The 12154-nt window shown below is 46.5% G+C and carries 7 protein-coding genes and 4 pseudogenes; 4 read left to right on the forward strand and 7 right to left on the reverse strand.

Annotation, left to right across the window (positions count from 1 at the left end; genetic code table 11):
- Positions 1 to 802 precede the first annotated feature (802 nt).
- Positions 803 to 970: a bacteriocin gene (locus tag HMPREF9370_RS12055; RefSeq protein ID WP_156792989.1), complete on the forward strand. Its 168-nt coding sequence runs from the start codon at positions 803 to 805 to the stop codon at positions 968 to 970.
- Positions 971 to 1802: 832 nt separating this feature from the next.
- Here the strand turns inward: HMPREF9370_RS12055 and HMPREF9370_RS08100 are convergent.
- The 6 genes and pseudogenes from HMPREF9370_RS08100 to HMPREF9370_RS08125 form a co-directional block, all read right to left on the reverse strand.
- Entirely contained in the window at positions 1803 to 2831 is a 1029-nt protein-coding gene (locus HMPREF9370_RS08100; protein WP_009116954.1) for a hypothetical protein, read from the reverse strand.
- Positions 2832 to 2964: 133 nt separating this feature from the next.
- Positions 2965 to 3978: pseudogene (locus HMPREF9370_RS08105) on the reverse strand (SPFH domain-containing protein).
- A gap of 342 nt (positions 3979 to 4320) precedes the next feature.
- A pseudogene (locus tag HMPREF9370_RS12570) lies at positions 4321 to 4977 on the reverse strand (OB-fold-containig protein).
- A gap of 54 nt (positions 4978 to 5031) precedes the next feature.
- Entirely contained in the window at positions 5032 to 5496 is a 465-nt protein-coding gene (locus HMPREF9370_RS08115; RefSeq protein WP_009116960.1) for a hypothetical protein, read from the reverse strand.
- Positions 5497 to 5542: 46 nt separating this feature from the next.
- Positions 5543 to 6209: pseudogene (locus HMPREF9370_RS08120) on the reverse strand (PspA/IM30 family protein).
- Between the two features lie 39 nt (positions 6210 to 6248).
- Positions 6249 to 6745: pseudogene (locus tag HMPREF9370_RS08125) on the reverse strand (hypothetical protein); the annotation flags it as partial.
- 396 nt (positions 6746 to 7141) lie between these two features.
- Between HMPREF9370_RS08125 and HMPREF9370_RS08130 the strand changes: the two are divergent.
- Together HMPREF9370_RS08130 and HMPREF9370_RS11830 are read left to right on the forward strand one after the other, a co-directional pair.
- Positions 7142 to 8665 carry a sodium-dependent transporter gene (locus HMPREF9370_RS08130; RefSeq protein ID WP_040667074.1) on the forward strand — a complete coding sequence of 508 codons (1524 nt, stop codon included), beginning with the start codon at positions 7142 to 7144 and terminating at the stop codon, positions 8663 to 8665.
- Positions 8662 to 8754, forward strand: coding sequence for a methionine/alanine import family NSS transporter small subunit (locus HMPREF9370_RS11830; RefSeq protein WP_040667075.1), 93 nt, complete (start codon positions 8662 to 8664; stop codon positions 8752 to 8754). Before HMPREF9370_RS08130 ends, HMPREF9370_RS11830 begins: the two co-directional genes overlap by 4 nt.
- Before the next feature lie 108 nt (positions 8755 to 8862).
- Here HMPREF9370_RS11830 and recD read toward each other — a convergent pair whose 3' ends face one another.
- The gene (gene recD / locus HMPREF9370_RS08140) at positions 8863 to 10593 is read right to left on the reverse strand and encodes an exodeoxyribonuclease V subunit alpha (RefSeq protein WP_009116966.1); all 1731 of its coding nucleotides are present in this window, start codon (positions 10591 to 10593) and stop codon (positions 8863 to 8865) included.
- Positions 10594 to 10802: 209 nt separating this feature from the next.
- Here recD and HMPREF9370_RS08145 point away from each other — a divergent pair, with 209 nt between their 5' ends.
- Entirely contained in the window at positions 10803 to 11945 is a 1143-nt protein-coding gene (locus tag HMPREF9370_RS08145; RefSeq protein ID WP_009116967.1) for an extracellular solute-binding protein, read from the forward strand.
- Positions 11946 to 12154: the final 209 nt, after the last annotated feature.

Below are 12154 nucleotides of genomic sequence, written 5' to 3' on the forward strand. Positions count from 1 at the left end.
AAACTTTAAAAATAAAAATCAGATATAGCCGAATCTCTCTTAAATCTTAATCTGTTTCCCACTATTTAAAATTGCACTTCATGACCGAGAAAACACCTGCTTTCCTTTAGCTTCGCAAAAGAAAAGCAGGTAGGAAAGCAACTGCAGCAACCGGTTTCGCATATATACTTTTCGCTGCACGTTTATTTCCAAATTGATTCACTAAATTATAACCCTATGAATAAATTATAAAAAAATTAAACATTTCCAATATATTTTCAAAATTATGCATTTTGAATACAAATTTTGATATGTTTTTTCAAAAAAACAAACACAATTAAACGAACAAATCATTTTGCATAAACTCCAACATTTAGAGAATCCGCAGTGCGGTTTCTTAAATAATGATTTTGTTTTAACTGAAACTCAGGAGAAGAAATTATGAAGACCCTAAATAAGCAGGAAATGGAACAAGTTGCTGGTGGTATGTTGATTCCTAATGATAACTGGCGCTGGCGACTCCCTTGGTGGATACGGTATGTACCATTGGTTTAACACGTAGTATTTAGTCTTAAATCACGTCAGGAGCTATCATGAGAGAAATCAATAAGCAAGAATGCGAGCATGTGTCTGGCGGCCTAGCAATAAGACCCACTGGACCCATGGCTCCCGCCATTTGGATAATAAGGCTGATCTACGGTAAATAAAGCTCTTATTCGTTGGCGCTCATGTTTTGCCTGTCAGATTCTGGTAACCCATCTTGAGACAGGCAAAACATGACAGATTATTAAATTTAAATATTAAATTTAAAAAGGAAATTTTTATGAAATTATTAACAGATAAAGAAATGAACCGTATTGTAGGTGGGCTCGCTCCGATTGCTTGGCCTAAAGATCATCCAATTCACCAAAAGTTTGAAAATGGAAGGGAATTTTTCCAAGCATGGCTTAAATTTCAACAGACTAACCCCTACTGGCAGCCTTTTTACTAAAATAAGGAAATGATGGAATGAAGTTGCAGGTAAAACTATAACCTCTCTACTGGGTTGTAGACTAAACCAAGCAAATAGAAATGATCCCCCTAACTTAAGGAGAAGTTTATGAAACTATTGCCTGAAAAAGAAATGGATTGCGTTACTGGCGGAATTGCTTTTATACCGGAGTTACCCTTTCCGCGGCTTCCCATCCCAGGATTTCCCATTCCAGGATTCCCACGAAAGAGGACACACAAAATTGCTTGAACAAAGCAATAATTGCTACTTGGTTGTGGCCTAAACTGTAAGCAAACCAAAATGGTTTCCCTAATTTAAGGAGAATTTAATGAAACTATTGATTGAAAAAGAAATGAATTGTGTTACTGGTGGATCCACTTTTTCCATACCGTTGCCCCCTCCTATCGAAGATGTGTTGAAACAGGCGTTTCCTGCACATCATTATAGACGTGGAATACACATAATCGATCCAATAATCGAACCTCGAACACCTCCGGTATGCAAATAATCGAACCGATTAAACCTAAAACAGCTTCCATCTAATCACTTGATTAGAAACGATCTGGAACTTAATATTTTGCTTTGTAACATTCAAACTAAAGATAACAACATGCTTTAGAGTGAAAATTTTTGTTCCAGAATAACTCAAGCTATGCAAAGTATTTAAACATAGTTAATAATGCCTGTTTGAAAATTTTTTCAGACAGGCATTATTGATTAAGTTCATCTTGAAATTAAGCGGTTTCTTTATTAATCTTCCTTCCCGATATAAGCCCTTATCCTATCTGCACGCTCTACTTTGTATTACAATCATTGCCGCCTACAAACCCAATCAAAAATAATCTTCCCGCCGCCTGCTTCTACCGAACACCGCTTCTCTAGCTTCTCTGATACACAAGCGGTTGTAGGTAGCGCGCTGCTGATGGTCATCATCAAATATTTTCATGTTCATATCAATCGGCTGAGGCACATATTCGGCAAAATTATTCTTCAAGTTCTCCCAGTGCTCGCGTTGGATATGCACAATGGCAAACATATCGGCTGCGATGCTCACACCCACGCTCAATTGGCTTTTTGATGCCTGCAAGCAAAATCCGGTATCGGCAAAGAAGCAGCAATCAAATTTATCGTTGTAGCGGAACACTTCGATTCTTACCGCATCCGGTTCGGCAAACAAACTGGCAAACAAGCGTTCAAACAAAGATGGCTGCATCACACCATCACTAAGCATGCCGTAAAGATTCGCCAGCCAGCGTGTGTAACCATCCGGAGAAAAAGCGAAGGTGCTCAATATCCGGCTCAAACGCTGCTGCGGCCTCCGCTCAATCAAGGTAACAAATTCGGTGCTAACTTCAGGCAACTGTGCCAACACGGCCTGATGCAAGCTGTGTACAAACAAGATGTTGTGGTTATAAGGATTACGGAAAATACCGAGCAGCTTCAGCGGCAAGATGCGCCATAAAGCTTTCGGCACTTTTTGCCTGCCGCTGCTCACCAACCGCAAAGCATTGCAGGCCTCTTCGTAGCCGCTTTCATGGCGGCTGAACCAGCTTTCCAGATTGTATTGGCTGCCTCCGCTGCCGCCCACGAACGACAATGTATATAAATTGTTTACTTCCAAATTGTTTTCGATATTCACGCTTTCCGCTTTGGCTTTGTAAGGCCTTTGAAACATGGCAAGCGGCAACCTGTAAACATTTTGGTTCTGCGGGTTCACGCTGTGGTTAAACGCATGCTGCCGCTGCTCGGTTTGCGCAATGAAATGATGCCCTTTGGTAACATTGGCCGTGAGCAAGGCATAAGGCTTTTCTTCGCACTCGGGCGGTTCGCAATCACTCAGAATAAACGCTCGTTTCATCATTTCAAACAGCCTGCTGTTAACTTATTTAAGTGTTGATGATAACCATGTTGTTGAAAACAATACAAGAAATAAATAACACAATGCCTGTCTGAAAACTACTTTTCAGACAGGCATTAATACTTTCACTCAATCATCATTCCGTTTTCGGGCTGATTGTTTTATCCAAGCCTTGTGTCAGCCCATTGATGTCACCATCGTTTAAACCTAGCTCTTTCAACAGGTTGTCAACCAAAGGAGCTTGGCTGCGATAGCGCAAAGCACTGTTAACCATTTCGTCGGCCAGATTGCCTTGCGGTGTCGCGCCTTCTATACCTTCTAACGCACTTGTGCTACCGAAACCACCCAAGCCGTTGACTTGAAGAATCTTGATATCGTCTTCACGCTCCTGCTCCAATTTGGCATATTCTTCTTCACGCAGGATTTGCAGACGTGTGCGCTCCGCTTCCAGATTTTTGGTTTTAATCGCCAAATCCGTGTCCTGCTCAATATCGTTGCGCTTTTTGCGGCGCACTTCAATGGTTTCGGTCAGTTTGGTCAGTTTGGTCAAACCTTCGGCGTCGAACGCGTTTTGCGGATTGAAAAATTCAAACGCCGTTTGATCAAGCCGATCAGCGACACGGTTTCCAGCTCCAAGCCGTTTTTAAACAAATCTTCCGACACCACTTGCTACACTTTCTGCACAAAATCGCCGCGTTTTTCGTGCAGCTCTTCCATGGCCACTTGGGAAGCCACCGCGCGCAGCGCATCCACAAATTTACCTTCCACCAAATCTTTAAGCTGCTCGGGCGACATGGTTTTCATGCCCAAAGTCTGCGCCGCTGTGGCTACGCTGTCGGAAGTGGGCTTCACACGCACATAAAACTCCGCCGCCACATCCACGCACATCCGGTCGCGCGTAATCAAAGCCTGCTACGCTGCGCAGCGCACTTCCAGCCGCAAAGTATTCATATTCACCGGAATCACTTCATGGGACACCGGCAACACCAGCGCGCCGCCGTTCCATAATCACCTTTTCCTCGCCGAAACCTGTGCGCACAAACGACACCTTCTTGCTCGCACGCTGATACAACCGCGCCAGAATCAGGCCGAGCACAAACAAAGCAACCAGCACGATACCGGCAATGCTCGCAATTGAAATCCAACCCATAAACTTTCTTTTCTTCTGTTAATGATGACCACACAACAAAATAATTTTCAGACAGGCATATGGATGTTTTACACCTCAACTGACCAACAGTAACAACACGCAAAAACCGTCTACGCAATCCACGAGAGCAAAGTATAAAACCGGATTTGCCCGGCATCCCAATCGCTTGCCCGCCACCTGATTAAAAAACTGCCAACCAACCTTCAATCTTTTCCGCGCCGGCCCATGAGAGCAGCCATTTGAAATACAGACTGACAAAACGTAAAAAGCGATTACTAAAAAATAAGCCATCATATAACCGACCATTTACTGCTTTTCAGACAGGCATGATTGCTGAAACAGCTAATCCACCAAGCTGCCGCTCGGATTGGCAATCGCTTTAAACGTATTCCTCTCCAGCGACACCAGCAACACAGCCTCGCCTTGTTGCAACCGCTGCCGTCGTCCGGCTCGGCCATCGCATAATGCTGCTGGCCGAAGCCGTCTTTCACACGCACTTCCGCCTGGCTGCCACGTTGCGCCTCGCCCAACACCACCACGCCGACGCGGCCGGCCAGGCTTTTTTGTTCGACAGCCGTAGTTTCGTCTTTCGGCATGATTTTATAAAGCCGCCCGCCCACCACCCGTACAACCGGCAGGCTGGCGAACCACGCTGCCGCAGCAACAAAAAAACCGTTGAGATAGAAGCCGGCAAAGTTTTCAGACAGGCCTGCAAGATATAGCCGAGCAAACCGAACACGGCCAGAAACACCACCATCAACAACGGAATCTTGCACACATAAAGCCAGCTTAAAAACCGCATCAGTGCGCCCGCATCCGCGCCGTCCAACCCGATTTCGACATGTGCCGGCTCCGTTAAACTATCGGGCAGCAGGCCGTCGAGCCAATCGCTGATACCGCCGAGCACCAGCGATAAAGTTTCACCACACCCAGCAACACCATCAACATAATGGCAACACCGAAAATCCGGGTTTGCGGCGCATTGATTAAATCCCACATAGTCATTCCTTTGTGCTCTTTAACACACTACCCGTTTGTACAAAATCTTTAATTTTAAAATATCTTTGACAATGCTCTTAAATTTGATTCCAATAAATCCCAAAATGCCCATGCAAAAAATAAGTATGCAACTAAGAAAGGCCTGTTCCTGAAAATATTTTTTAACTTTATCTGACTGCTACATTTTTCTTGTAACAAATTCAAAACTTCTTGCTGTTGTTCAGTCATACAATTTTTCCGAATATCTGTTTCCAACATATCAATGGCCTTTTTGATATGTATTTTCCAACCATCAATAATAAGTTCGTTCCCATATTTTTCCTTTAAGTCATTTAGCATGATAACTCTGTAAAAATAAGCTATCAGCAAGAGAGAAATTAAACCTTGTATAGGATGGCTACTCCCTAAAGACCATGCTGCAATGGTTGCCAACAAAAACCATGGGGCATGATGATTTAAAACCTTGTGATAAAAAGCTATCTGACCGCTCAATCTTTCAATTTTATTAAAATAAAACATTTTGTATTTTTCCCTCAATTAATCAATCAATAAGCATATATAAAACTTATTTCTTCTTTACTTTCAACACAGCCAGCCGCTCTTTGATCCGGTTGCTGCGGCTTAAATCTTCCAGCTCTTTCAGCTTGGCCAGTTGCGCAGCTTCGGTGCTGTTGTAAACCGCATTTTGGCAGCCCATAACCGGGTCAAACGTGTTGCCGCTTTTTCCGGCATCACGCGCAATGCGGTTCAAATCACCGCCTACTGCATCCGCAGAACCTGCCGAACGCTGCTGCGCAGCCCTCCATTCCTACAATTGCTGCTGCATCTCGCGCTTTTTCGCCTGCAAGGCCGCAATAAAGCTTTCCAGCTCCTTTTCTTGTGCAGCGCAATCGGCAATCGTGTTTTCCAAAACCGGCAAACGCGCTTCGATATCCATTTGCTCAGCAATGCCCGCCTCGGCCAAATCATCGCGGCCGCTGTTAACTGCAGCCTGCAAACTTTCGCTCAAAGCTTCGTGGCGGTTGCTTTCATCCACCATTTTCTTAGCGACCAAATGCTTTTGCGACAGTACCTTGCCCAATTCCGCACGCACTTCATCAATCGCCCGTTTGATTTTGCACATGCTTTCATTCATTATCGCTTCGGTGCACCCAATTTTCCACAGCATCCACTAAAGCATGAGAACCACCACCAACCAAACGCCCCGCTCTACATGCCAATGTTTCGCTCATATATTCCTGTTTGTCTGTATTTACACATCTACACATTGCCACATCACCGGCCTGCTGCACAATCTGCGTCAGCTTCAGCGTGTTCTCCAACTCGCCCAACACATTATCGTCATACGCCGCGCCTTTTCCGGTAACCACCAGCTGGAAAATACTGTCCGTCAGGCGGACAATGCGCCACATCACTTCACGTTCATATTTTTCAGCATCGCCAAATCGGCACCCTCGGGCAAATCGGCGGCCAATGTCACGCTCAAATCCGGCAGCTGTTCAAACACCCGCGCCAAAATGTGGGGGTGTACACCGTATTCTTTTTCCGCATGCAGCATATTGTGTTTGGCAGATTGGAAAAACTGCTCCATTGCATTCAGCGCCGAGCCATAGTCATGCATCTGCGTATGCGCTAAACGCGCCTGCTTCAATAATTCGCGGATTTTCTCAGAAGGTGTATTCGCATCTTCCATATTTAAATTTGCCATAAAATCAGCGTCTTCCTGAGAAATTCTCACGCTAACCGGTATTCTGTTGCCTGCATTCATTTCAAATAATTTCTTTGTATTCATTTGAATACAAATATAAAAAATCCGAATTCAAATAGCAAAAAAATATACACTGATTGCACAAAAATTCTGTAAACAAAGAAATGCCTGTCTGAAAACCTTTCAGACAGGCATTGAAAACATCGCTTTTCAGCCATCTTTGATCATTAAGTTCCCTAACCTATTTTGCAAATAATCAAATCACTAACACAAACAAATATCGGCTTCTTGCTTGCCATTTTTCTGATTTTTTTTTACGATAAGTCTAATTTTTTATGGCATAACTTTACAAAACGCTAAAAGTAAGTCGATTTGTTTGCAACCATAAAGATAACTGTTGCCAGAAATTATTTCATAAGCAACTGATTTACCACATATTTCATTGAGGTATTTATCGTGTCTGATTCAAATCCGAAAAAACACCAGAGGGAAACTTTCTCCTCCCGCAAGGCGTTTATGTTTGCCGCCATCGGCTCTGCTGTGGGCTTGGGCAATATTTGGCGCTTTCCTTATATCACTTATGACAACGGCGGGGGCGCCTTTATCATTCCTTACTTGGTCGCCCTGCTTACCGCCGGTATCCCTTTGCTTTTCTTAGATTATGCCATTGGGCATAAATACCGCGGTTCCGCGCCGCTGGCCTACCGCCGCATGAACAAGCATTTTGAAACATTCGGCTGGTGGCAAGTGCTGATTAATGTGATTATCTCGATTTATTACGCCGTAATCATCGGCTGGGCCGCCAGCTATACTTATTTTGCATTTTTTAGCGGCTGGGGTGCTGATCCGTCGGCTTTCTTCTTTAAAGACTATTTGCAAATGGCCGACGGTGCCTCTTTGGGCCTCGATTTTGTCGACAACATCGTCGGACCCTTAATCGGTGTTTGGGTGGTTACTTTGCTGATTCTGGCTTTAGGCGTTCAAAAAGGCGTAGGCAAATCTTCTCAATTTTTCATGCCCTTACTGACCGTGATGTTCCTGATTCTCGTGATCAGCGCACTATTTTTACCCGGCGCAGCCAAAGGCTTGGACGCTTTGTTTACTCCTAACTGGGAAAAACTTACCGAGCCTACCGTGTGGCTTGCGGCTTACGGCCAAATCTTCTTTTCGCTTTCCATCTGCTTCGGCATCATGATTACCTATGCCTCTTATCTGAAAAAGGATACGGATTTAACCGGCACGGGTATGGTTGTGGGTTTTGCTAACAGCAGCTTTGAATTGCTGGCCGGTATCGGCGTGTTTGCCGCGTTGGGCTTTATGGCTACCGCAGCAGGCAAAGAAGTGAGCGAAGTCGCCACTTCCGGCATCGGCTTGGCGTTTATTGCTTTCCCCGCAATTATCGACAAAGCACCGTTCGGTGCTGTTATCGGCGTGTTGTTTTTCGGCTCTTTGGTGTTTGCCGGTTTAACTTCCCTGATTTCCATTTTGGAGGTGATTATTGCAGCCATCCAAGATAAATTGCATATGCACCGTATCACGTCCACCATTATTGTGTGCCTGCCGCTGATGGTAATTTCCACCCTGCTGTTCGGCACCACCACAGGCTTGCCGGTTTTAGACGTGATGGATAAATTTGTAAACAGTTTCGGCATTGTGGCAGTAGGCTTTATTTCTATCCTCTGCATCACGCTGACCAAAAACTTTCACCAGCTCAGCAGCCACATCAACGCCACTTCATCATTGCAACTCGGCTTTTTCTGGCGTTTGTTTGCCGGCATCATCACACCGGTTATCTTGGGCTTTATGCTGTTTACCGAGGCAAAAAAAATCCTGTCTGAAGGCTATGAAGGCTACCCGGCATGGTTTGTCGGCAGCTTGGGCTGGGGCATGGCCATCGGTCTTTTGGTTATCGCGTTTATCCTTTCCCAACTCAGTTGGCCGCATGAAGACAAACCCCACCAAACAGGAGACAAATCATGAGCACCGCTGCAATCGTTATGATGGTTATTTCAATTTTGGTTATTTGGGGCGGATTGATTGTATCTGTTCTGCGTTTGCCTAAAGAGTAACGCATCAAACCTTAAAGAATGCCTGTCTGAAAAGTAGTTTTCAGACAGGCATATGAATAGCAAACTCCGTGAAATCTTATACTTAACAAAAACCTCAGCCCGCTCGGTTTACCCCTCCGCCAGCATCTCCCTCACCGCACTTCTGCGCGTCTCTTCCTGCAAACACGCAGCTTTAAAAGCTTCCGTTTTGCCCAAAAACACAAAACGCTCCCGCGCCCGGGTAATCGCCGTGTAAAGCAAAGCCCGGTTCAATCCGGCGCCGGCCGTTTTCGCCAAGTCATACCCCATAGGCGGCAACAGCCACACTTCTTTATATTCCGAACCCTGGCTTTTATGCACGGTCATCGCAAACGCCGTTTCGCATTCCGGCAAGCGGCTCAAGGCGATCTTGCGAAATTCATCTCCATCCGGGAAATAGGCTGCCAGCGCACCGGTATCAGATGCATCATCACGCAGCACCAAGCCGATGTCGCCATTAAACAAGTCGAGCGTATAATCATTGCGGCTTACCATCAGCATCTGCCCTGCAAACCAATACTCTTCTTGCTTGATAATGCCGATTTTTTTCAGATAGGCCTGATAGGCTTGATTGAAATGCTCCGCATTATTGCGCCATGCGGCCAAAACCATACAGTCCGCCTGATGCCCGAAAGCCGCTTTCACATCATTTTGCGCCACGGCCTGCCAGTAGTTTTGCTGCAAGCGGTATAAAGTTTCAAGCTGCCCGTCAATATTCATATCGTGAATACGGATTTCGTTTGGAAACCGCTCAAACTGAGCCAGCGCATCTTCCACATTTCCTTGCACAACCGCACGCGCTAAGCAGCCGATGCCGCTGTACTCGCCGAACCGGTGGCTGATGGTTAAACGCGCGATATTTGCAGCCAAAGGATCAGGCCTGTCTGAAACGGCAAACGGCTGCTCCGGCAACAAATCAGTAAGCTCCTGCGCGGTGGTTTCTGTTAGCACCGTTTGCCTGGCAAGTGCAGCCAAAACTGCGCCCGCACCCACGGAAGGCAATTGGTTTTCATCACCCAATATAATCACCCTGCATCCGTCAGGCACGGCGGATAAAAGCTGCAACAACAGCGCCGTATCCAGCATCGACGCCTCGTCCACCACAATCATATCCAACGGAAGCGGATTATCGGCATGATAAGCCGGCTGCATATAAGGCGGCTTGAACTTAAGCAAACGGTGCACCGTTTGCCCTTCCAAGTGTTCCAGATGCGCCTTAATCGCCGCTCCGGCATTAAACTGTCCCAACGCGCGGTGCAATGCTTTAGCCATATGCGCCGCAGCCTTGCCCGTCGGCGCCACCAAAGCAATGCGCGGCAATTTGCCCGCGTTCACACACAGCAAAGCCAGCAATTTGGCCACCGTAGTGGTCTTGCCCGTACCCGGCCCGCCGCTGATGACCATAAAATTTTGCAGCAAAGCCAACGCCGCCGCCGCTTTCTGATCCCGACTGCCGGGCTCGGAAAACCAGTCTGCCAAATGGTGCGATGCGTTCAACCAATCCACCGGCTCCGGTTTCACTGCGGCAATACGCAGAATCTGCCGTGCCAAATCCTGCTCAAGCTGCCACATTTTGCCTAAAAAAAGCTTGTTTCCCCTTAAAATCAGCGGGCTGCCGGCATCTCCGCCTACGACGGGCCGGGCCTGTTTCAACGCGGCGATATCATGCTTATCCAGCCAAATAAATGAATGGCCTTCCGCCAAAGCTGCAAAAAGCTTATCGACAAAAGGCGACACCACACCACCCACTTCGGGCGCAACCCGCTCCAGCAAGCTCACGGCCGCTTCGGCAGCAAAACCATCAAGCACCAAAGAATCCATAACCGACACCCACCATCAACACTTCACAGGAACAAATCCCGTATTTTATAACCAAATATCCCGGGCACGCCATTTTCAGACAGGCATCAAGCCTATGTTTTTACATTTTGATTTTTTGTAAATCCTCCATTACAATAAATCGTTTCCCGCCTTAATCCAAAACCACTAAGGCTCTCTTTTTTCCACTCATCAAGGAATGATAACCCATCATGAAAAAATCATTATTGACCGCACTGATTGCCTTCGCGCTGGCCGCCTGCGGCGGACAAAAAGCCGAACAACCAACCAACGGCCAAGCGGCTTCTGCCACATCTGCCGGCAGCAACCTGCCGCAAACTGACACCTTAAACATCTACAACTGGTCAAACTACGTTGACGAAAGCACCGTAGACGACTTCAAAAAACAAAACAACCTGAAGCTCACCTACGACCTTTACGAAAACAATGAAACCTTGGAAACCAAAGTGTTAACCGGCAAATCCGGCTATGATTTAGTGGTGCCGGGCATCGCATTTTTGCCGCGCCAAATCAAAGCGGGTGCCTATCAAAAAGTCAATAAAGATTTAATCCCCAACTATAAAAACATCGACCCCGAGCTTCTGAAAATGCTCGAAACCGCCGACCCGGGCAATGAATACGCCGTGCCCTATTTCTCGGGCGTCAACACACTGGCCATTACCGCAAAAGGCAAAGAAATCTTGGGCGGCCAGCTGCCTGAAAACGGCTGGGATTTATTGTTCAAACCCGAATACACCAACAAGCTGAAACAATGCGGCATTGCCTTGTGGGACACTCCGAGCGAAATGTTCCCCATCGTATTGAACTACTTAGGCAAAGATCCTGCCGGCTCCAACCCTGCCGATATTGACGAAGCCGCCAAAGTTTTGGAAAAAATCCGCCCCGATGTGAAACGTTTCAGCCCCTCTTATATCGACGAGCTGGCGCGCGGCGACTTCTGTATCGCAGCGGGTAACGGCGGCGATTTGAACATGGCGAAGAAACGCGCCGAAGAAGTGGGCAGCACAGTCGGCATCGAAGTGCTCAACCCTAAAGGCATGGGCTTCTGGATTGAATCGTGGCTGATTCCGGCCGATGCCAAAAACATCGTCAACGCCCACAAATATATCGACTGGACGCTGAACCCGGATGTAGCAGCCAAAAACGCTTTGGAAGTAACTTTCGCACCGGCCAGCCTGCCTGCACGTGAAAAACTGCCGAAAGAGCTGGTGGAAACCCGCTCCATCTTCCCGAATGCCGAAGATATGAAAAACGGTTTTGTTATGCCGCAAATGAGCGACAAAGCGAAAAAACAAACCGTTGCTTTGTGGCAGAAGCTCAAAGCGGGCAAATAATCCGCAGCGCTTATCCCGTGCATACAATGCCTGTCTGAAAACTTTTCAGACAGGCATTGCTTTTATTTGCAGCCATAGAATGCTAATATCGTGCAGTTAAAACGCGGCTGTTGCCGCGCAAAATATAGCCGTGAACTTGTACCGCCTGCGCCTCACAGCCCTTGTATAAAAATTTCATTTTCACAGCTATACGCAAAACCTAAATGAAT

Origin of the sequence: Neisseria wadsworthii 9715, assembly GCF_000227765.1 — a bacterium.
GTDB lineage: Bacteria > Pseudomonadota > Gammaproteobacteria > Burkholderiales > Neisseriaceae > Neisseria > Neisseria wadsworthii.